This window comes from Alcaligenes sp. SJTW-7 (assembly GCF_047716895.1).
In the GTDB taxonomy this organism is placed as follows: Bacteria; Pseudomonadota; Gammaproteobacteria; order Burkholderiales; family Burkholderiaceae_B; genus Alcaligenes; species Alcaligenes ammonioxydans.
Genome location: NZ_CP136682.1, coordinates 3,707,651 through 3,728,927, shown reverse-complemented (window position 1 = coordinate 3,728,927; position 21,277 = coordinate 3,707,651). Strand labels below are relative to the sequence as shown.

Annotated in this window: 22 protein-coding genes and 1 pseudogene; 20 read left to right on the top strand and 3 right to left on the bottom strand. The window is 56.8% G+C overall.

Going from position 1 to position 21,277, the window contains the following annotated elements:
- Positions 1 to 9 precede the first annotated feature (9 nt).
- The 15 genes from fusA (at position 10) to rpsQ (ending at position 11,846) form a co-directional block, all read left to right on the top strand.
- Complete coding sequence (fusA, locus tag RSQ48_RS16885) at positions 10 to 2,112, top strand: elongation factor G (protein WP_003800876.1); 2,103 nt, start codon at positions 10 to 12, stop codon at positions 2,110 to 2,112.
- Positions 2,113 to 2,189: 77 nt separating this feature from the next.
- On the top strand, positions 2,190 to 3,380 hold the full coding sequence (gene tuf / locus RSQ48_RS16880) for an elongation factor Tu (RefSeq protein WP_059318443.1): 1,191 nt from the start codon (positions 2,190 to 2,192) through the stop codon (positions 3,378 to 3,380).
- Between the two features lie 146 nt (positions 3,381 to 3,526).
- Entirely contained in the window at positions 3,527 to 3,838 is a 312-nt protein-coding gene (gene rpsJ / locus RSQ48_RS16875) for a 30S ribosomal protein S10 (RefSeq protein WP_003803053.1), read from the top strand.
- Positions 3,839 to 4,110: 272 nt separating this feature from the next.
- Positions 4,111 to 6,045, top strand: coding sequence for a glycine betaine ABC transporter substrate-binding protein (locus tag RSQ48_RS16870; RefSeq protein WP_415302003.1), 1,935 nt, complete (start codon positions 4,111 to 4,113; stop codon positions 6,043 to 6,045).
- The gene (locus tag RSQ48_RS16865; RefSeq protein ID WP_131071097.1) at positions 6,042 to 6,884 is read left to right on the top strand and encodes a quaternary amine ABC transporter ATP-binding protein; all 843 of its coding nucleotides are present in this window, start codon (positions 6,042 to 6,044) and stop codon (positions 6,882 to 6,884) included. The genes RSQ48_RS16870 and RSQ48_RS16865 overlap by 4 nt, the downstream gene beginning before the upstream one ends.
- Before the next feature lie 240 nt (positions 6,885 to 7,124).
- Entirely contained in the window at positions 7,125 to 7,799 is a 675-nt protein-coding gene (rplC, locus tag RSQ48_RS16860) for a 50S ribosomal protein L3 (protein ID WP_003803046.1), read from the top strand.
- 3 nt (positions 7,800 to 7,802) lie between these two features.
- Positions 7,803 to 8,423 carry a 50S ribosomal protein L4 gene (rplD, locus tag RSQ48_RS16855; RefSeq protein WP_059318600.1) on the top strand — a complete coding sequence of 207 codons (621 nt, stop codon included), beginning with the start codon at positions 7,803 to 7,805 and terminating at the stop codon, positions 8,421 to 8,423.
- Positions 8,420 to 8,716, top strand: a complete 297-nt coding sequence (gene rplW, locus RSQ48_RS16850) for a 50S ribosomal protein L23 (protein ID WP_003803043.1) — start codon at positions 8,420 to 8,422, stop codon at positions 8,714 to 8,716. The genes rplD and rplW overlap by 4 nt, the downstream gene beginning before the upstream one ends.
- Position 8,717: 1 nt before the next feature.
- A complete protein-coding gene (gene rplB, locus RSQ48_RS16845; protein WP_003803041.1) occupies positions 8,718 to 9,545 on the top strand; it encodes a 50S ribosomal protein L2 in 828 nt (275 codons plus the stop codon).
- A gap of 12 nt (positions 9,546 to 9,557) precedes the next feature.
- A complete protein-coding gene (gene rpsS / locus RSQ48_RS16840; RefSeq protein ID WP_003803039.1) occupies positions 9,558 to 9,833 on the top strand; it encodes a 30S ribosomal protein S19 in 276 nt (91 codons plus the stop codon).
- Between the two features lie 3 nt (positions 9,834 to 9,836).
- Positions 9,837 to 10,166: a 50S ribosomal protein L22 gene (gene rplV / locus RSQ48_RS16835; RefSeq protein ID WP_003803038.1), complete on the top strand. Its 330-nt coding sequence runs from the start codon at positions 9,837 to 9,839 to the stop codon at positions 10,164 to 10,166.
- Between the two features lie 9 nt (positions 10,167 to 10,175).
- A complete protein-coding gene (gene rpsC / locus RSQ48_RS16830; protein WP_003803035.1) occupies positions 10,176 to 10,949 on the top strand; it encodes a 30S ribosomal protein S3 in 774 nt (257 codons plus the stop codon).
- A gap of 2 nt (positions 10,950 to 10,951) precedes the next feature.
- Positions 10,952 to 11,368 (top strand): 50S ribosomal protein L16, encoded by a 417-nt coding sequence (gene rplP, locus RSQ48_RS16825; RefSeq protein ID WP_003803033.1) that lies wholly within the window; start codon positions 10,952 to 10,954, stop codon positions 11,366 to 11,368.
- A gap of 9 nt (positions 11,369 to 11,377) precedes the next feature.
- Positions 11,378 to 11,569 carry a 50S ribosomal protein L29 gene (gene rpmC, locus RSQ48_RS16820; protein ID WP_003803032.1) on the top strand — a complete coding sequence of 64 codons (192 nt, stop codon included), beginning with the start codon at positions 11,378 to 11,380 and terminating at the stop codon, positions 11,567 to 11,569.
- Position 11,570: 1 nt separating this feature from the next.
- A complete protein-coding gene (rpsQ, locus tag RSQ48_RS16815; RefSeq protein ID WP_003803027.1) occupies positions 11,571 to 11,846 on the top strand; it encodes a 30S ribosomal protein S17 in 276 nt (91 codons plus the stop codon).
- 329 nt (positions 11,847 to 12,175) lie between these two features.
- Here the strand turns inward: rpsQ and RSQ48_RS16810 are convergent, their stop codons facing one another.
- Positions 12,176 to 13,144 carry a cupin domain-containing protein gene (locus RSQ48_RS16810; protein ID WP_415302002.1) on the bottom strand — a complete coding sequence of 323 codons (969 nt, stop codon included), beginning with the start codon at positions 13,142 to 13,144 and terminating at the stop codon, positions 12,176 to 12,178.
- Between the two features lie 129 nt (positions 13,145 to 13,273).
- Here RSQ48_RS16810 and RSQ48_RS16805 point away from each other — a divergent pair.
- The 5 genes and pseudogenes from RSQ48_RS16805 (at position 13,274) to RSQ48_RS16785 (ending at position 17,731) form a co-directional block, all read left to right on the top strand.
- Positions 13,274 to 13,815, top strand: a pseudogene (locus RSQ48_RS16805) (carboxymuconolactone decarboxylase family protein).
- Entirely contained in the window at positions 13,800 to 14,891 is a 1,092-nt protein-coding gene (locus RSQ48_RS16800; RefSeq protein ID WP_003803020.1) for an acyl-CoA dehydrogenase family protein, read from the top strand. The pseudogene RSQ48_RS16805 and the gene RSQ48_RS16800 overlap by 16 nt, the downstream one beginning before the upstream one ends.
- Complete coding sequence (locus RSQ48_RS16795; protein ID WP_059318601.1) at positions 14,888 to 15,697, top strand: ABC transporter ATP-binding protein; 810 nt, start codon at positions 14,888 to 14,890, stop codon at positions 15,695 to 15,697. The genes RSQ48_RS16800 and RSQ48_RS16795 overlap by 4 nt, the downstream gene beginning before the upstream one ends.
- 10 nt (positions 15,698 to 15,707) lie before the next feature.
- Complete coding sequence (locus RSQ48_RS16790) at positions 15,708 to 16,904, top strand: ABC transporter substrate-binding protein (protein ID WP_131071095.1); 1,197 nt, start codon at positions 15,708 to 15,710, stop codon at positions 16,902 to 16,904.
- Between the two features lie 77 nt (positions 16,905 to 16,981).
- Complete coding sequence (locus RSQ48_RS16785; RefSeq protein ID WP_003803013.1) at positions 16,982 to 17,731, top strand: ABC transporter permease; 750 nt, start codon at positions 16,982 to 16,984, stop codon at positions 17,729 to 17,731.
- 375 nt (positions 17,732 to 18,106) lie between these two features.
- On the opposite strand, the gene cysG is transcribed toward RSQ48_RS16785, so the two are convergent.
- On the bottom strand, positions 18,107 to 19,561 hold the full coding sequence (cysG, locus tag RSQ48_RS16780) for a siroheme synthase CysG (protein ID WP_240209118.1): 1,455 nt from the start codon (positions 19,559 to 19,561) through the stop codon (positions 18,107 to 18,109).
- 1 nt (position 19,562) lies between these two features.
- Positions 19,563 to 21,272, bottom strand: a complete 1,710-nt coding sequence (gene cysI / locus RSQ48_RS16775; protein ID WP_003803008.1) for an assimilatory sulfite reductase (NADPH) hemoprotein subunit — start codon at positions 21,270 to 21,272, stop codon at positions 19,563 to 19,565.
- Between the last annotated feature and the right edge of the window lie 5 nt (positions 21,273 to 21,277).

The window sequence follows — 21,277 nt, the reverse complement described above, 5'->3', positions numbered from 1 at the left end:
CATATAATCATGGCCCGCAAAACCCCTATTCAGCGCTATCGCAACATCGGTATCTCGGCTCACATCGACGCCGGGAAAACGACCACTACCGAGCGCATCCTGTTCTACACCGGTGTGAACCACAAGCTGGGCGAAACCCACGAAGGTTCGGCCACCATGGACTGGATGGAGCAAGAGCAAGAGCGCGGGATCACCATTACCTCGGCTGCTACCACTGCTTTCTGGCGTGGTATGGCGGGCAATTATCCAGAGCACCGTATCAACATCATTGATACCCCCGGCCACGTTGACTTCACCATTGAAGTTGAGCGTTCCATGCGTGTGCTGGACGGCGCTTGCATGGTTTACTGCGCGGTGGGTGGTGTTCAGCCTCAGTCGGAAACCGTATGGCGTCAAGCCAACAAGTACGGTGTGCCTCGTCTGGCCTTCATCAACAAGATGGACCGCACGGGCGCAAACTTCTTCAAGGTTTACGACCAGCTCAAGCTGCGTCTGAAAGCCCATCCTGTGCCTGTCGTTATCCCGATTGGTGCTGAAGAAGATTTCCAAGGCGTGGTTGACCTGATCAAGATGAAAGCCATCATCTGGGATCAAGCCAGCAACGGCGTGAAATTTGAATACACCGACATTCCTGCTGAGCTGCAAGCTTCGGCTGAAGAATGGCGTGAAAAAATGGTCGAGTCGGCTGCCGAAGCCAGCGAAGACCTGATGAACAAGTACCTGGAAAACGGTGACCTCTCCGAAGAGGACATCAACCTGGGTCTGCGTACACGTACCATTGCCTGCGAAATTCAGCCAATGCTGTGCGGTACCGCGTTCAAGAACAAAGGTGTGCAGCGTATGCTGGACGCCGTGATCGACTACCTGCCATCGCCAGTGGATATTCCTCCTGTCGAAGGTTCGGATGACGAAGGTAATGTCATTCATCGTAAAGCCAACGACGAAGAGCCGATGTCCGCTCTGGCGTTCAAGCTAATGACTGACCCCTTTGTTGGTCAATTGACCTTCGTGCGCGTTTACTCGGGCGTTCTGCGTTCGGGCGATACGGTCTACAACCCTATCAAGGGCAAGAAAGAGCGTATTGGCCGTATTTTGCAGATGCACGCAAACAACCGTGCCGAACTGAAAGAGCTGGTGGCCGGTGACATCGCCTCCGTGGTGGGCTTGAAAGACGTGACCACGGGTGAAACCCTGTGTGACGCCAGCCAGCACATCATTCTGGAACGCATGGAGTTCCCCGAGCCCGTGATTTCGCAGGCTGTGGAACCAAAGACCAAGTCCGACCAGGAAAAAATGGGCGTGGCCTTGTCCCGTCTGGCTCAGGAAGATCCATCTTTCCGCGTCAGCAGCGACGAAGAGTCCGGCCAGACCATTATTTCCGGTATGGGCGAGCTGCACCTGGAAGTTCTGGTCGACCGCATGCGCCGTGAATTCGGCGTGGAAGCCAACGTGGGCAAACCCCAAGTGGCTTACCGCGAAACCATCCGCAAGACTTGCGACGAAATCGAAGGTAAGTTCGTCAAACAGTCCGGTGGTCGTGGTCAGTACGGTCACGTGGTCCTCAAGCTGGAGCCCCTGGAAGCAGGCGGTGGCTTTGAGTTCGTTGACGCCATCAAGGGCGGTGTGGTTCCTCGCGAATACATTCCTGCTGTTGAAAAAGGTATTCGCGAAACCCTGTCCGCAGGTGTGGTCGCTGGTTACCCAGTGGTGGACGTCAAAGCTACGCTGTTCTTCGGTTCGTACCACGATGTGGACTCGAACGAAAACGCCTTCCGCATGGCCGCTTCGATGGCCTTCAAGGATGGTATGCGTAAGGCTGCCCCTGTTCTGCTGGAGCCAACCATGGCTGTTGAGGTTGAAACTCCTGAGGAATACGCCGGTACTGTGATGGGTGACTTGTCCTCTCGTCGCGGTATGGTTCAGGGCATGGACGATATCGTTGGTGGTGGCAAGATCATCAAGGCCGAGGTTCCTCTGGCCGAGATGTTCGGTTACTCGACCAGCCTGCGTTCGCAAACACAAGGTCGCGCTACGTACACGATGGAATTCAAGCAATATGCTGAAGCTCCAAAGAACGTAGCGGAAGAAGTGATCAGCGCTCGCGGTAAGTAATAGCAATATCAGCCCGCCTCATGGCGGGCTGCTCAACAATTTTTTTGTTTTCCTGTAAAACATAATTGGGATAAATCATGGCAAAAGGTAAGTTTGAACGGACTAAACCGCACGTCAACGTCGGTACTATCGGTCACGTTGACCACGGTAAAACCACTCTGACCGCTGCAATCTGCACGGTTCTGTCCAAGGCATACGGCGGCGAAGCACGCGATTACTCGCAGATCGACAACGCCCCTGAAGAAAAAGCACGTGGTATCACCATCAGCACGTCGCACGTTGAGTACGAAACGCCTAACCGTCACTACGCTCACGTTGACTGCCCCGGCCACGCTGACTACGTCAAGAACATGATTACCGGTGCTGCCCAGATGGACGGCGCTATCTTGGTTTGCTCGGCCGCTGACGGCCCAATGCCCCAGACTCGCGAGCACATCCTGCTGAGCCGTCAGGTTGGCGTTCCTTACATCATCGTGTTCCTGAACAAGGCCGACATGGTTGATGACGAAGAGCTGATCGAACTGGTTGAAATGGAAGTTCGTGAGCTGTTGTCCAAGTACGACTTCCCTGGCGACGACACCCCGATCATCAAGGGTTCGGCCAAACTGGCTCTGGAAGGCGACGAAGGCCCACTGGGCAGCCAAGCTGTTCTGGCTCTGGCCGAAGCGTTGGACACCTACATTCCTACGCCTGAGCGTGCCGTTGACGGTACCTTCTTGATGCCTGTTGAAGACGTGTTCTCGATCTCCGGCCGTGGTACGGTTGTGACCGGTCGTATTGAGCGCGGCATCATCAAAGTCGGCGAAGAAATCGAAATCGTGGGTATCAAAGACACGGTCAAGACCATTTGTACCGGCGTTGAAATGTTCCGCAAACTGCTGGACCAAGGCGAAGCTGGCGATAACGTCGGTCTGCTGCTGCGTGGTACCAAGCGTGAAGACGTGGAACGTGGTCAAGTTCTGGCCAAGCCCGGTTCGATCAAGCCACACACGGACTTCGACGCCGAGGTGTACATTCTGTCCAAAGAAGAAGGTGGTCGTCACACGCCTTTCTTCAAGGGCTACCGTCCTCAGTTCTACTTCCGTACAACTGACGTGACCGGCACGATCGAGCTGCCAGAAGACAAGGAAATGGTTCTGCCAGGCGACAACATTTCGATGAAAGTGTCCCTGATCGCTCCTATCGCCATGGAAGAAGGTCTGCGCTTCGCTATTCGCGAAGGCGGCCGTACCGTTGGCGCTGGCGTGGTGGCAAAAATCATCAAGTAATAAGCCTTGATCGCGGTGTGAAGGTGCAAACCTTCCCGCCGCGTCTTTGCTACCCCCAAAAGGGGTGCTTTTTAGTCAGAGTTTCTTCGAGCAATCGGTAAGCCCAGTCAAAAAGCCCCCACTTATATCGTTCTTTAGGATTACCCATGAAAAACCAGAAAATCCGCATCCGTCTGAAGGCTTACGATTACAAGTTGATCGATCAGTCTGCTGCTGAGATCGTAGAAACCGCCAAGCGCACCGGCGCTGTTGTTCGTGGTCCAGTACCACTGCCAACACGTATCCGTCGCTACGACATTCTGCGTTCGCCGCACGTCAACAAGACATCGCGCGATCAGTTTGAAATGCGTACCCACCAGCGCTTGATGGACATTGTCGATCCTACCGACAAGACCGTCGACGCTCTGATGCGTCTGGATTTGCCAGCCGGTGTTGACGTCGAAATCGCTCTGCAGTAATTCTGCCTAGCAGTTCGAGCTTCATCGAAAGAAACGCCATGCAACTGCATGGCGTTTTTTTTCGTCCGTAAGCAGCGGTCTGACTCAGACGATAGGGTGACTAGCCGCCATTTTTTCTGAGCAGGGGTTTTGTCTCTCGTCCTTGACCCTGTTGTGAGCGATGCACGCTGATGCCGCCGTGGAGTAAAACCTGTTTTTAGTTTGTTTTTACGACCGGACACACTTTCACCCGGAAACAAATGCGACGATGAGCGGGGTGAAGGAGGACGAGAATGAAAAATCAGATACGAAAGCCATTTCTGGCCCTGTGGTACTGCCTGGGCCTATGGCTTTGCCTGTGGGGAGGTCATGCATACGCGCAAGCTTGTCAGCCGGACAAACCAATACGTCTGGCTGACTTGAGCTGGGAGAGTGCCGCGTTCAGCACGGAGCTGTATCAACAGATTCTGGAAAGGGCGTATGGCTGCAAGACTGAACGGGTGCCGGGCTCCTCGGCTGCCTTGGAAAGTGCGTTGGCACAGAATGATATCCAGGTAATCGGCGAGATCTGGTCCGGGCGTACCGAGATCATCGAGAAAGCCATTGAAGCCGGACAGGTTCAGGTTCTGGGCAGTACGCTGAAGGGTGGGGCCGAGCAGGGGTGGTACGTTCCGGACTATGTGGTCGAGGGTGATCCTGACAAGGGAATCAAGCCAATTGCCCCCGATCTCCAGAAAGTTGAAGATTTGGGGCGCTACGCCCCTATTTTCAGCGACCCGGAACAGCCCCATAAAGGTCGCTTCTATAACTGTCCCTCCGGTTGGGTCTGTGAAACCTTCAATAGCCGTCTGTTCGATCTCTATGGTCTGGGCGAACACTATCAGAATTTCCGACCCGGTACGGGTGCGGCTCTGGATGCGGCCATCAGTGCTGCTTATGACAGGCGTGAGCCTATCCTGTTCTATTACTGGCAGCCAGCAGGCCTCATGGCCAAGTATTCCTTCAAAAAGCTGGCCAGCGCGCCTTTCAATGAACGCTGCTGGGAAGCGGCGGTGTCTGGCAAAGGCCAGGTTTGCCCCACAGACTTCATCCTGGCCCATATTGGTGTGGCGGCCTCCACGCCTTTCGTACAGTCGCATCCTGATCTGGTGGATCTGTTCGAAAAAATCCAGCTTGAGCCTGAGCAGATGAACAAGATCATTCTGGGTATGACGGAAGGCGGACAGAATGCCCGTACACAGGTGCAGAAATTCTTGAAAGAGAACCCTGAGCAATGGCGCCAGTGGATGCCTGCGGCACAGGCAGAGCGGCTGCTGGCCTCCCTGGAGCCGCAGTCAACAGGGAAGGTCGCTGTCTCGCAGCCGTCATTTTTTGCACAGTGGTCGGCGGCGGATTGGGTGAATCGCCAATTGCTGGTAGCCGTGCGGGATTGGGGCACAGGTTTTCGTCAGATCAGCGCCTGGATTCTGACGAACGCCATCTTGCCGGTGGAGCGGGTCTTGCAGCAGGTGCCCGCCTGGGTCATCCTGGCCTTGACCGGTTTGCTGGCCTGGTGGGGACAGCGACGTTTCCTGCCGGTCCTGCTCTATGTGGCCGGTCTGTACCTGATAGGCGCCATGGGTTTGTGGGACAAGCTGATGCAAACCTTCACTCTGGTGCTGGTGGCCACCGTTTTTTCGATTCTGATCGGTGTCCCGCTTGGCATTCTTAGCGCCCGAAGTCGTCTGCTTAGAAAAGTGCTGACGCCCGTGCTGGATGTGATGCAAACCATGCCTAGCTTTGTGTACCTGATTCCGGTGCTGATGCTGTTTGGCCTGGGTAAAGTCCCCGCCGTCCTGGCCACCGTTGTCTATGCTGTCCCTCCCTTGATTCGCCTGACCAGTCTGGGACTGCGACAGGTGGACAAGCATGTGATGGAAGCGGCACAGGCGTATGGGGTCACGCGCTGGCAAATGTTGACCAAGGTCACCTTGCCTCTGGCCCGTCCCAGCATCATGGCGGGCATTAATCAAACCACCATGATGGCCTTGTCCATGGTGGTGGTGGCCTCCATGATTGGGGCTCAGGGTTTGGGTGAAGACGTGCTGGCGGGGATTCAGACCCTGGATATCGGTCGTGGCTTGCAGGCAGGGGTAGCGATTGTGATCCTGGCGATTGTCATTGATCGGATCACTCAATCCTTTGGTCGTTCTCAGCGTCACCGTCGTAAGGTCAGGAGGCAAGCATGACGACGATACCTACTTCCCACCATGACTCCGACTGCAAGATCGAGCTGCGGGATGTGTATAAGGTTTTTGGTAATCGGGCGACCGAAGCCATCGATTTGCTAAAGCAGGGGGTCGACAAGCAGGCCGTGCAAAAGCAGACGGACTGCATTGTGGGGCTGGCGGGGGTAGATGCCTGCTTTCCCGCGCAGCAGATATCCTGCGTGATGGGCTTGTCCGGTTCGGGCAAATCCACGCTGGTGCGCCACATCAACCGTTTGATCGACCCCAGCGCCGGACAGGTGCTGGTGGATGGGCAGGACATCTTGCAGCTGGACATGGCCAGCCTGCGACAATTCCGCCGCTATGGAATCAGCATGGTCTTCCAGGCCTTTGGCTTGCTGCCCCATTTGACCGTGTTGGAGAATGTCGCCTTCGGTCTTGAGGTGCGTGGAGACAAGCGTTCGCAAGCCCGGGAGCAAGCTCGGCAATGGCTGGAGCGCGTGGGTCTGCATGATTATGCCGATAACTACCCTGACGAATTGTCAGGCGGGATGCAGCAACGCGTAGGCCTGGCGCGAGCGTTGGCTGTCGATGCCGATATTTTGCTGATGGACGAGGCCTTCTCGGCCCTGGACCCCTTGATTCGCTACGAGATGCAGGATGAGCTTTTGCGTTTGCAGAGCAGCCTGAACAAAACCATTATCTTCATTACGCACGATATCGATGAGGCATTGCGGCTGGGGCAGCATATTGTGGTGTTGCGTGAGGGGAGGGTGGAGCAAAGCGGGACGCCGGCGCAAATTCGGGATGAACCGGTCAATGAGTACGTCGCTCGATTCGTGAATAAGGCACATCAATAAATGGCGGGGGTGGAATCCGTTTTCTTGATGGCGCCCTGATGGCGTGCAGGGGCAAATGGGAAAAAACTGTTGTCAATCAAGCAGTTTCGGGCCATTTTTTGCAGTAAATCTTGCTTGGCTTTACAGCACCGTGCTATATTTACTAGCTTAGCCAAAAAGTTTTGGCTATGGTCGTCGCGCAAATTATTGCGTGTACTCTCAGTTAGCCCTGACCAATCGTAGTCAGGAATGGAGAAAACGATGTCGAACTCGACACCTACGCCTGCCGCGTGGCGGCTGGGCCTTGTTGGGCGTAAAGTTGGCATGACCCGTGTGTTTACAGAGGAAGGCGAGTCCATCCCTGTGACCGTGCTGGACGTGTCCAACAACCGCATCACCCAGGTCAAGACGCCCGCAGTTGACGGTTACGCTGCTGTACAGGTTGCCTTTGGCACCCGTCGTGCAACACGCGTTACCAAGCCCCAGGCAGGGCATTATGCAAAAGCTGGCGTTGAAGCTGGCAGCATCCTGAAAGAATTCCGCCTCGACCCCGCTGCTATCGCCGAGCTTTCCGCCGGTTCCGTAGTTGCTGTGGAAAGCATTTTCGAAGCGGGTCAGAAGGTTGACGTTACGGGCACCACGATCGGTAAAGGCTTTGCCGGTACCATCAAACGCCACAATTTTGGCGGCCAGCGTAACAGCCACGGTAACTCGCGCTCGCACCGCGTACCCGGTTCCATTGGTCAAGCCCAGGATCCAGGCCGTGTGTTCAAAGGTAAAAAAATGTCGGGCCATATGGGTGACGTTACCCGTACGGTTCAGAATCTTGACGTGATCCGCGTCGACGCCGAGCGTGGCTTGTTGTTGGTCCGGGGCGCTGTCCCAGGTCACAAGAACGCCAATATCGTTGTGCGCCCTGCTGTGAAAGGAGCCTAAACCATGGAACTGAAGCTCCTGAACGAACAAGGCCAAGCTGCATCCACATTGCAGGCCAACGAAAACGTTTTCGGTCGTGAATTCAACGAAGCTCTGGTTCACCAGATCGTTGTTGCTTACCAAGCCAATGCTCGCAGCGGCAACAGCAAGCAATTGACACGCGCTGAAGTCAACCACAGCACCAAAAAGCCATGGCGCCAAAAAGGCACCGGTCGCGCTCGTGCTGGTATGACATCCTCGCCCGTGTGGCGTGGAGGCGGTCGTGCATTCCCCAACACCGGTGAAGAAAACTACGCACACAAGGTCAACAAGAAGATGTACCGCGCCGGTATCAGCGCGATTCTGTCTCAGTTGGTCCGCGACGAGCGTCTGTTGGTTGTTGATTCCTTCACTCTGGAAGCACCCAAGACCCGTCTGGCAGCCAACAAGCTGAAAGACCTGGGCCTGGAATCCGTGTTGATCATCACCGACGCGCTGGACGAGAACGTGTACCTGGCTACGCGTAACCTGCCTCACGTTGCTGTGGTTGAGCCACGCTACGCCGACCCGCTGTCCCTGATCCACTACAAAAAAGTGTTGGTCACCAAAGCGGCTGTCGCTCAGTTTGAGGAGATGTTGGGATGAACGCCGAACGTCTATTGCAAGTCATTCTGGCACCTGTCGTGACTGAAAAAGCCACGTACGTTGCCGAAAAAAATCAGCAAATCGCTTTCCGCGTCGCTCCTGATGCCACCAAGCCCGAAATCAAAGCTGCTATTGAACTGCTGTTCAAGGTAGAAGTTGAGTCGGTTCAGGTGCTCAATCAGAAGGGCAAAGAAAAGCGCTTTGGCCGTTTCATGGGTCGCCGCCGCAGTGTGCGCAAGGCATATGTCTCGCTCAAGCCCGGTCAGGAACTCGACTTTTCTGAGGTGAACTAATATGGCATTGGTAAAAGTAAAACCAACGTCGCCAGGTCGCCGTGGCATGATCAAAGTGGTTCACCCTGAACTGCACAAAGGCGCTCCTTACGCGGCTTTGCTGGAAAAGAAATCCAGCAGTGCTGGCCGTAACAACAACGGCCACATCACGGTTCGTCACCGTGGCGGCGGTCACAAGCAGCATTACCGTATTGTCGACTTCCGTCGCAACAAGGACGGTATTCCTGCGAAAGTAGAACGTCTGGAATACGACCCTAACCGCAGCGCTCACATCGCATTGGTGTGCTACGCGGACGGCGAGCGTCGTTACATCATCGCCCCTCGTGGTCTGGAAGTGGGTGCAACGGTTGTGTCTGGCGCGGAAGCTCCTATCCGTTCCGGCAACACTTTGCCTATCCGCAACATTCCTGTGGGTCAAACCATTCACTGCATCGAGATGCTGCCTGGTAAGGGTGCTCAAATCGCTCGTTCCGCTGGTGGTTCCGCTGTGTTGCTGGCTCGTGAAGGCACGTACGCTCAAGTGCGTCTGCGTTCCGGTGAAGTTCGCCGCATTCACATCGACTGCCGCGCCACGATTGGCGAAGTCAGCAACCACGATCACAGCCTGCGTCAGATCGGTAAAGCCGGTGCTGTTCGCTGGCGTGGTATTCGTCCTACCGTTCGCGGTGTGGCGATGAACCCAGTCGATCACCCGCACGGTGGTGGTGAAGGTCGTACGGGTGAAGGCCGTGAGCCAGTCAGCCCATGGGGTACGCCTGCCAAGGGCTACCGCACCCGTCGTAACAAGCGCACAGACAACATGATTGTTTCGCGCCGTAAGCGCAAGTAAGGGGCGAACACTATGTCACGTTCGATCAAAAAAGGCCCATTCGTTGATGCTCACCTGATCAAAAAGGTTGATGCAGCCGTTGTGGGTAACGACAAGCGACCAATCAAGACCTGGTCGCGCCGCTCGACCATCCTGCCCGAGTTCATTGGGCTGACGATTGCCGTTCACAATGGTCGTCAACATATTCCCGTTTACATTAACGAGAACATGGTTGGCCACAAGCTCGGCGAGTTCGCCTTGACCCGTACTTTCAAGGGTCACGCTGCGGACAAAAAGGCCCGGAGATAAGTGATGGAAACTACAGCAATTATTCGTGGAGTCCATATTTCGGCGCAAAAAGCACGTCTGGTTGCGGATATGATCCGCGGCAAGTCCGTTGCTCACGCTCTGAATACGCTGACTTTCACTCCCAAGAAAGCCGCTGGCATCATCAAGAAAGCTCTGGAATCGGCTATTGCCAACGCTGAGCACAATGACGGCGCCGATATCGACGAACTGAAAGTTACGTCCATTTACGTGGACAAGGCTCAGTCGTTGAAGCGTTTTTCTGCACGAGCCAAAGGCCGCGGTAACCGTATTGAGAAGCAGACTTGCCACATTGTGGTCAAAGTCGGCGCTTAAGGAGTCACAATGGGACAGAAAATCCACCCAATTGGGTTCCGCCTGGCTGTTAACCGTAACTGGAGCTCGCGTTGGTACGCTGACGGTGCTGAGTTCGGTACGATGTTGGCTGACGACATCCGTGTGCGCGAATACCTGAAACGCAAGCTGAAAAGCGCGTCCGTTGGCCGTGTGGTCATCGAGCGTCCTGCCAAAAATGCTCGCATCACCATTTACTCGGCTCGTCCAGGTGTGGTGATCGGCAAGCGCGGTGAGGATATCGAAAGCCTGAAGGCTGACCTGCAGCGCCTGTTGGGCGTGCCCGTGCACGTTAACATCGAAGAAATTCGCAAACCTGAAACCGACGCTCAACTGATCGCCGATTCCATTGCCCAGCAATTGGAAAAGCGCATCATGTTCCGTCGTGCGATGAAGCGTTCCATGCAAAACGCCATGCGTCTGGGTGCCCAAGGCATCAAGATCATGAGCTCGGGTCGCTTGAACGGCATCGAAATCGCTCGTACCGAATGGTACCGCGAAGGCCGTGTGCCTCTGCACACCCTGCGCGCTAACATCGATTACGGTACTTCCGAAGCGCACACGACGTACGGGATCATCGGTATCAAGGTCTGGGTCTACAAGGGCGACATGCTGCCTAACGGCGAAATGCCTGTTGACACCGTAGCCCCTGAAGAGCGCCGCCCACGTCGTCCACGTGGTGACCGCCCTGAAAACCGCCGTCCAGGTGGTCGTGGTCGCGGTCCTCGTAAAGACGCTGCTCCTGCTGCGTCCGAAGGAGAATAAACATGCTGCAACCTTCTCGCAGAAAGTATCGCAAAGAGCACAAAGGCCGTAATACCGGTCTGGCGACTCGCGGTGCGCAAGTTTCGTTTGGCGAATTTGGTCTGAAAGCCACTGACCGTGGCCGTCTGACTGCTCGCCAGATCGAAGCAGCACGTCGTGCAATTAACCGTCACATCAAACGTGGTGGCCGCATCTGGATCCGTATCTTCCCCGATAAGCCAATTTCGCAGAAACCTGCCGAAGTTCGTATGGGTAACGGTAAGGGTAATCCAGAGTTCTGGGTCGCTGAGATTCAACCAGGCAAGGTCCTGTACGAAATGGAAGGTGTTAGCGAAGAGCTGGCACGCGAGGCATTCCGTCTGGCCGCTGCCAAGCTGCCTATCTCGACGACGTTCGTAACGCGTCAGATCGGTGCTTAAGGAGACGTCATGAAAGCCAGCGAACTCCGTACTAAAGATGCCGCCGAGCTCCAGAAAGAGCTCGAGAGCCTGTTGAAAGCACAATTTAACCTGCGCATGCAGCGTGCTACTCAACAGCTTTCCAACACCAGCCAATTGGGCAAAGTACGCCGCGACATCGCTCGCGTGCGCACTGTCATGGCTGAGACCGCAGGAAAGTAAGATGAGCGAAACTCAAACTACCGAAAAACGTCAACGTACCCTGATTGGTCAAGTTGTCAGCAACAAGATGGACAAAACTGTCGTCGTTCTGGTTGAACGCCGCGTTAAACATCCTCTGTATGGCAAGATCATCGTGCGCTCCAATAAATACAAAGCACACGACGAGACCAACCAGTACAACGAAGGCGATACCGTTGAGATTTCCGAAGGCCGTCCTATCAGCCGCAGCAAGTCCTGGACTGTTGTGCGTCTGATCGAAGCAGCCCGCGTGATCTAAACGCTTGCTCAGATGTCAGGCCTTGGCCTGGCTCTGGTAGGTCAAAAAAACCCCAATCTGTTTACAGATTGGGGTTTTTTTTATGCCCCGCTGTCTGCCCCTCTGTGGCGGGAGAAGGCTGGGAAATCAGGGAGGTAAGGGGCGAACAGGGCTCAGGATGATTACCAGAGTCCGTATTTGAGTCTGAACGGGTGGGACAAGCCTTTTGTCTGACCGGCGTGGTAGGCCGCTCGCGGCATCACAATGATCACCTTGGGGCTGATTGTCTGCACGGATGAGCCGCGTGATGACAGGGTTGGACTGTCGTTCGTGGCTGGCGGTGTGGCCGCTCAGGTGCGTGGCTCTTGCTTACGCCATTGAGCCGGGCTGACACCGACACTGCGCCTGAATGCCGCACTGAATGCCGCCGCGGAACTGTAGCCGATGCGCTCGGCGATCTGTTCCATGGTGAGCCCCTGTTCCAGCTGCCGTTTGGCCAGTTGCATGCGTAGTTGCAACAGTATCTGGGCCGGTGCCATCCCGCATAGCAGGGTAAAGCGTCGGTGAAAGGCGGCGCGTGACATGTTCAGATAGGCCGCCATGTCATCGACTGACCAGGCCTTGGCCGGTTCCCGCAGCAGTTGTTCGATCAGACCACCAAAAGCAGAGTCGCTGGCAAGATGGATCAGGCCCGCTGGCAAGGCTCCTTCGGAGGGCGTTTGACCAATTTGCCGCCGCAAAGTGTAGAACAGCAAAAGCTCCACCAGTTTCTCCAACAGGCTGGGGTTGGCCTGTGGGTGGCGCTGCATTTCCGCCTGGATCAAGTCCAGCAAAGGACGGCCCGTATCGGCATCAGCCTGCGAACCGTCAATCAGCAAAACATCAGGCACCGTTGCCAGAAGCAATTCACTCAAACCCCGACCCAAATTCAGAAAGCCGCAGAGCAGGCCGGTGCTCTGGGGCACTTGAGGCTCCAGACCTTGCATGTTTTGCCGCTGCAACGCCGCATTCCAGTTTGGGGGCTGTGGCGATGAGCTCAGCCGGTGAGGAATGTCACGCAGAAAAAACACGGCGTCGCCTGCTTGCAGGGCCAGGGTGTCCTGATGCGGGATGTGTAGCCAGCACGGTCCATGCAAGACCACATGAAAGCCGGCCCGTTGATGCCCGTGCAGGCTGCTTTCCCATTGATTGCAATACTGGCCCAAATGAAACAGGCTGGCCGAGATCTCCAGCCCCGACAAGAGCAGCTCTTCCACAGGGCGCCCTGTGTCGTGGGAGTTGAGGGCGCAATGGCCGTCAGGAAAGGCAGAATCACTCATGTGGAAAATATGCTTATTTCTTTTCGTGGATATTTTTAATATGAATACCGCTATGTTCGCACATGGAGATCAGGCGCCAGTCAATCGACAATAAAACCTTCTCGGATTAACTAAGGAATTGTCGCGATCATGACCCGCTTAACGTTGCATACTGTGGACTCCGCCCCTGAGGCCGTCAAACCAGCCCTGGAAAAAGCTGTGCGTGGTAGTGGCTTTCTCTCTAACCTGCTGGCTATTTTGGCGAACGCCCCCGTTGCCTTGCAAGCCTACCAGGACATGTCTGCCTTGAATGCCACCGCCAGCCTGTCGCTGGTCGAGCGCGAGGTGGTGCAGCTGGTTGCCGCTTCTGCGTGGCCGGTCATACCGCCATCGCGACGAACAAAGCCAAGCTGGACCCCGAGATTCTGGCCGCCTTGCGTGCTCGTGGTTTTGATCAGATCAATGATGAACGTCTCCAGGCCCTGGCCCTGTTCAGCCGCGCGGTGATTGACACCCGTGGTCAGGTATCGGATCAGGATCTGGCCGCCTTCCGTGCTGCGGGCTATGGCGATCAGCAGGCTCTGGAGGTCATTACCGGCATTGGTTTGGCGACCATCTGCAACTTTGCCAATAATCTGGCTCGTACGCCGCTCAATAGCCAGTTGGAGGCCTACGCATGGGAAACGCCTTAACACGCGCCGAACAGGCTGTGCTGGCCTCAGAGCGTTCGGTTTTATCGCCTGCTCTGGCCCAGTGGCTCGAAGAGCACGCCCTGTCGCTGGATAGTGAGGCCTCCCAGTCGCAGGCCTTGTTGCCTCGCCTGGCGCAAGACGGTTTGTTGAGCCTGGGTCTGCAAGCGGACTTTTCCGATTTTGGTGATGCCGTTCAGTCTATTGTGGAAGTGGCTGAGCATTCGCTGACGGCGGGTTTTGTCCTGTGGAGTCAGCGCACCTTTATTGAATATCTGCGTGAGGTTCAGGACCCTGCCATGCGAGAGCGTTACCTGCCCGGTTTGCTGGACGGCAGTATTGCAGGTGCGACCGGACTGTCCAATGCCATCAAGTTCCTGGGTGGCATTGAAGAGCTGCAAGTGCGCGCCCGGCCCGAGCAAGGTCAGTGGCAGTTTGATGGCCGTTTACCGTGGATTACCAATCTGCGTCCCGGTAATTGTCTGGTTGCTATTGTGGCCGCCATGCCCGGCGATCAGGCGGGTATATGGGTGGCCCAGTTGGGTGATTCAGGGCTGGAGCGTTCGGAGGACCTGGATTTGGTCGGCTTGCGCGGCAGCAATACCGCCGCCTTGACCTTTAATGCCGTGCGCCTGGAACAAGAGCGTTTGTTGCATCCTGATGCCGGCCTGTTTGTGCGTTCGGTGCGACCTCGATTCATGGCGTTGCAGTGCGGCATGGCGATGGGGCTGGCGCGTCGCTCCTTAAAGCAGGTACTCAAGGCGCCACGCTGCCAATGGGTGCAGGAACAGCCCGCCCGCCGCTTGTTGGATCGCGTGCAGGAATTGTCGGATGTGCTGCTGGATGCCGTGCGCAAGCCAGACTCGGCCACGCCGCCTGATCTGTTCAAAGTTCGTATCGAGCTCAGCAGTCTGGCGTTGCAGGCCGTGGCCTTGGAAAGCTCCGCGATTGGCGGGGCGACCTATATGCAAGGCAAGCACCCCCAACTGCTGCGCCGTTACCGCGAAGCCATGTTGGTGCCTTTGATATCGCCTACTGTAGCGCAACTGAAAGCTGAACTTGGACAGGATGCCCTATGAGTTCCGCCACCCCCTTGCCGTCTGATTCTGAAGGGGTCGCGCTCTTGTCCGCGCGGGGTATCAGTCTGGCCTACGGTGGCCAGACTATCTTGCAGAACCTGGACCTGAACGTAGGCGCGGGCGAGATCGTCGCGCTGCTCGGTCCCAGCGGAGTCGGTAAATCCTCGTTGCTGCGGGTGCTGGCGGGTTTGCAAAGGCCTACGCAGGGTGAGGTGTCATTTCTAGGGCAGGCTGTGCGAGGGGTTCACCCTGCCTTGGCCATGGCCTTCCAGGAGGCCATCCTCTTGCCGTGGCTGAACGTGCAGGCCAATACGGGTTTTGGTTTGGGCTTTGCTCGTCAGCCCTGCGTCTCTGCAGCAGAGCGCCGCCTGCGAGTGGAACAAGCACTGCGTCAGGTCGGTTTATATGACAGCCGCCACCAGCGTCCCGGTGCCTTGTCGGGCGGTATGGCACAGCGTGTGGCGATTGCCCGCTGTCTGGCACGACGTCCACAGGTCTTGTTGATGGATGAACCCTTTGGGGCGCTGGATGAGGTAACTCGTCGTCAGATGCAGGAGTTGATTCTGTCGATTCGCGGTCAGACCGGCTGCGCCATTGTTCTGGTCACTCACGATATCGATGAGGCGCTGTTGCTGGCTGACCGTGTGCTGCTCTTAGGCGGCCGTCCGGCCGGACTGCAGCGTGAGTGGAGCTGCCCGGCACATCCCCGATCTCATTTGGATAACTGGCTTCAGGCCATACGCCTGGAAATTGTGGCCAGCCTGGAGCAAAGCCTCTCCCAGGCGGTTCACGCTTCTGTTTTGTAAGGTGCACTTCATGATTGAATCTCCTACCTCCCGTACCCGTCGTGACTTGCTGAAACTGGCATCCCTGCTGACAGTCGCGGGCGCTGCACCTTTGCTGGCCCAAGGGGCTGCCCGTGCGCAAAGTGAGTCAAATGCGCCTTTGCGTATCGGCTACTTGCCAATCACGGATGCTACCGCCATGTTGGTGGCGCATCACAATGGGTACTTTGAAGAAGCGGGCATTGCTGTTGAAAAGCCTGTCATGGTGCGTAGCTGGGCCCAGTTGATCGAAGCCTTTATCTCCGGGCAGGTCAATCTGGTGCATTTGCTCTCGCCCATGACGGTGTGGGCACGTTATGGCAGCAAGGTGCCTGCCAAAGTGGTCGCCTGGAATCATATGAGTGGCTCGGCCATTACCGTGGCGCAAAATATCAGTTCTGCTGAGCAACTGGGTGGGCAGACGGTAGCGATTCCCTTCTGGTATTCCATCCATAATGTGGTTTTGCAGCATGTGCTCAAGGCCCATGGCCTGACGCCGGTGGTGAAGAACTCGGGCGCGCTGGCTCCCAACGAGGTCAATCTGGTGGTGATGGCGCCGGCCGACATGCCGCCGGCGCTGGCATCAGGACGGATTGCGGGTTTCACTGTCGCTGAACCGTTCAATGCGTTGGCGGAGACCCAGGGCATGGGCCGCATCTTGCGCTTTACCGGCGATGTCTGGCGCGATCATGCCTGTTGCGTGGCCTTTATGCATGAGCAGGATTTGCAGGCGCGACCGCAGTGGTCGCAGGCGGTCGTCGATGGCTTGGTCAAGGCGCAGATCTGGATTCGGGATAACCGTGCCGACGCGGCTCGTATCCTGTCGCGTGAGGGTGGGAATCGCTATACCCCGCACACCCAGGAAAATCTGTTGAAAGTTTTGGCTCCGGACTCGAGCGACCGTGCCCAGTATGTGAAGTCCGGCGTCATTCGTCATCCGGACTGGGATGACCAGCGCATTGACTTCCAGCCTTACCCATTCCCCAGCTATACCGAATCCCTGGTGCACCTGTTGCAGGGCACGCTGATTCAGGGCGAGCGTGGTTTTCTGGAGGGTTTGTCGCCACAACAGGTGGCTAAAGATCTTGTGGACGACCGCTTTGTGCGTGCGGCCTTGGAAAAGCAGGGCGGGCTGACCCAGTTTGGCTTGTCCGAGCAATACACCCGCAATGAGAGCATCGTGGTATGAGTTTGACTGCGTCTGCCCCCCCATCCAGCGTGCCGTCTTTGACGCAGCCCCCTCAGCGAGCGACTGTCAGGCCCAAAATGAACGCCTGGGTAGCCAGCACCTTGTGGGGCCTGGGCGGTCTGGCCGCCGGGGTCCTGCTGTGGTGGTTGGCCACCGCGTGGTCCAGCAGCCCCCTTATGCAGCAGTTCGGGCCTGCGGCTGCGTTTCATAGCCTGCTGGAGATACTGGGCTGGTCAGAGACCTGGATGCATGTGGGTGCCAGCTTGCAGCGTATCTTTGTTGGTCTGGCTATCTCCCTGGGCGTGGGTGTGCCCGCGGGTCTGCTGCTGGGTTTGTCTGCCCGTGCCCATGCCGCCTTGACGCCCTTATTTCAGTTCCTGCGCATGATCTCGCCCCTGTCCTGGATGCCGATTGCCGTGATGGCTTTCGGGATTGGGGACGCACCGATTTATTTTCTGCTGGGGGTGGCCGGTGTTTGGCCGGTCCTGCTCAATACCGCTTCGGGTGTACGGCATTTGAATCCGCGCTGGTTGATGTTGGGCCGTAGTTTGGCCGCGACCAGGCTGGAGACGCTGTTGTATCTGATTTTGCCGGGTATTGTCGGGTCTGTGCTGACAGGCAGCCGACTGGCTATTGGTGTGTTATGGATTGTGCTGGTGCCGTGCGAAATGCTGGGTGTGTCCGCTGGTTTGGGTTACCTGATTCTGGATACGCGTGATCGTATGGCTTATTCCGAACTGATGGCGGTGATCGTTCTGATTGGCCTGATTGGCTATTTGCTCGATAGCGCCTTGCGTGCCCTGTTTTCGGCTGTTGCGCAGCGCTGAATGATCAGGCCCTTCAAGGCTGGCCAAGGGCTTGAGTCTATCCGCGTGCTCCCGCCTTTGGTGTGTGCAGAAGCATGAGGAATTGCTCAGTGATGAGTGTTTCCAGACTGTCAGCATCTCTCAAGCCAAGAGCCTTAAGAAAAAAGCCCTCAACGTTTTTGAATGTTGAGGGCTTTGGCGATTTTTTTCTCAAACCATGCCGGTCAGTGACCTCGTCAGCCGCGAGCGCCGCCGGTTGAGTTTGTCGTCCTTCTGCCTGTCTTGCTGGTGATTCCCTGTTCAGAGACGTAACCTTGTGTCTGAATTGCTCGCCATAACGGCCCGGCGCGGCGAGAAAACCTGCTTTGAGATCGAGGCCCGTGTCTGGGCTGGCAATCAGGCTGCGGCAAGCGCCTTGTCCAACGTTGGTTCAATGACGGCACGGGGACTTAATTGATCAATCAACTCGCCATACCAGGACAAGGTACTGCCCAGGGTCACGACCTGACCAATTACCAAAATGCACGGACTGGCAAACTGATGTTGCTGGGCATCTTGGGCAATGGTGTCCAGGGTGGACAACAAGGTGCGCTGCTCCGGGCGTGAGCCGTTTTCAATCAGGGCGCAGGGTGTGGAGGCACTGCGGCCACGCTGTACCAGCTCATGGCTAAAGCCCAGGATTTGCTGCAAGCCCATGTAGACAGCGACTGTTTGGCTAGTATCGAGCAAGGGATTCCAATCCTCGATTCCGTGCCCGCTTTTGCGATGTGCCGTTACGAACTGCACGGACTGTGCGTGCTCACGGTGCGTCAGCGGGATGCCGCTATAGGCGGCACATGCGATGGCAGCCGTGATGCCGGGCACCACCTCAAACGCGATACCATGCTCGGCCAGATGCTCCAGTTCTTCGCCGCCCCGGCCAAAAATAAAGCCATCGCCGCCTTTCAGGCGCACGACGGTCTGGCCAGCGCGGGCGTAGTCAATCATCAGCTGATGAATGCGGTGCTGGGTTTGATGATGGTCCTCGCCCAACTGTTTGCCCACAAAAATACGATGGGCGTCACGGCGGGCCAGTTCCATCACCTGATCGGATACCAGGCGATCGTACAGAATCACGTCGGCACGGTTCAGCGCGCGCAAGGCGTGCAGGGTCAACAGTCCGGGATCGCCTGGGCCGGCGCCCACCAGAATGACACGACCTTGAGAGGCACGGGGGGCTTCAGGCTCTTGCAGCGCGTTTTCCAGGCTAAGACGTGCCTGTTCATCCTGGTGGCTGCGAAGGGCGGCGCCCACCGGGCCATCCAGCAACCAGTCGTAAAACCGGCGGCGCGCACCCAGCTCGGGGCGGGCGCGTCGAATGGCGCTGCGGTACTCTTGCGCCAGACGGCTGATCGCCCCCAGACTGTGGTCCAACATGGTTTCCAATTGCTCCCTGACTCGTCGTGCCAGCATGGGGGCCGAACCGGCCGAGGAAATGGCAATAATCAGGGGGGAACGATCCACGATAGCAGGCACTTGAAAGCTGGACAGCTCGGGGTCGTCCACCACATTGACCAGAATGCGCGCTTCCTGGGCGTCCTGGGCGATCACCTGGTTTACTTCCCGCTTGTCGGTTGCGGCAATGATCAACCAAGCCCCCTGCAGGTGCAGGGCCTGGTAGCGTTCCCGGATCAGGGTAATGCGTCCCTGACGAGCCAGAGCTTCCAGGCTGTCCACCACATAAGGGGCGACTAGCGTGACCTGAGCTCCGGCAGCCAGGACCAGACGTACTTTGCGCTCGGCAATTTCGCCACCGCCGATCACCAGTACTGCACGTTGTTTCAAGTTGGCGAATAGAGGAAAGAGGTTCATGTCAGGCCGGCTGTAAAACCAGGGGAATCAGACGGCTCGTGGGTTCGGCAATGACGCCGACGCGCACCAGGAAATCTCCGAAGTGCTCATCTGGCAGACGCTCGGCTGCGAAACGGCCAAACAGCTCGTCCAGAATGCTCAGGATTTCCGGTTCGGCAATATTCTGACGATAGATCACGTTCAGACGTTCGCCGCTGAAGTTGGCTCCCAGGCGCAAGTCATAGCGGCCCAGTGCGCGTCCAACCAGTGCAATTTCACCCAGGTAAGGGCGGGCGCAGCCGTTGGGGCAACCGGAAATGCGCAGCACAATGCGCTCATTACGCAGCTGGTATTTGTCCAGCAGGGTTTCCAGCTTGGGCAACAGGATGGGGGCGTAGCGTTCGCTTTCGGCCATGGCCAGACCGCAGGTGGGCAAAGAGACGCAGGCAATCGTGCTGCTGCGTATGCCACTTTGCGTTTGATATACGTCCAGCTTGTGGTCGGCCACCAGTTTGTCGATAGCGGTTTTATCCGCCTCGGGAACGTCGGCAATAATCAGGTTCTGGTTGCAGGTCAGCCGGAAATGGCCTTGATGAATCTTGGCGATTTCACGCATGCCGCTTAGCCAGGGACCTGTTTCGGTATCCATGAGGCGTCCCGAATCCACCCGCAGGGTCAGGTGCCAGCGGCCATTGTTGCCTTGAATCCAGCCAAAACGGTCGCCATTGTGGTCAAAGTGATAGGGCCTTGAAGGCTCCAGAGTATGACCACTGCGGTTTTGTACCTCTTCCAGAAACCAGTCTGCCCCCAGCTTGTCCACGGTGTACTTGAGACGGGCATGACGACGTTCATCTCGATTACCGTGGTCCCGTTGGGTGGTGATGATGGCCTCGCATACCGCCAATATCTGTTCGGGGCGCGCAAAGCCGATCACGCTGCCCAGGCGCGGATACGTGGTTTCATCTCCGTGGGTGGCGCCCATACCGCCGCCGATCGCCACGTTAAAGCCCTGCAATTGATTGTTGTCGATAATGGCGATCAGGCCGATGTCCTGCGCAAATACGTCCACATCATTCAAAGGCGGCACGGCAATACCAATCTTGAACTTGCGAGGCAGGTAGGTTTTGCCGTAAAGCGGCTCGAAATCCTCGCCGTCAATGGCGTCTTCGACTTTTTTGCCATCCAGCCAGATTTCGGCGTACGCGCGGGTTTTGGGCAGGAAGGTTTCAGAAATCTTGTCAGCCCACTCTTGTACCAGGCCGTGCTGCTCGGACAGCAGGGGGTTGGTTGCGCTGACAACCTGGCGGTTCACATCGCCGCAGGTTGCCAGGGTGGTGGACAAGGCGTCGTTAATGGCGCGCAGGGTGGGTTTTAAAAATGGCTTGCGTACGCCGTGCCATTGAAAGGTCTGACGGGTGGTAATGCGCAGGCCGAACTGGGCCCAGTCACAGGCGATCTTGTCAAATGCCAGCCACTGGGCAGGCGTCACCACGCCACCGGGCAAGCGGGCGCGAATCATGAAGCTAAAGGCCGGCTCCAGCTTTTGCTTGCGGCGTTCTTCGCGCTGGTCGCGATCGTCTTGCTGATAGCTGCCGTGAAATTTCAGCAGTTTGTTGTCGTCTTCGCTGATGGCGCCGGTAATGGGATCGGCCAAACCCTCGGTAATGCTACCGCGCAGATAGTGGCTATCAATCTTGACCTGTTCGATAGCGGCGATTTTCTTTGTTGTCATGTCCT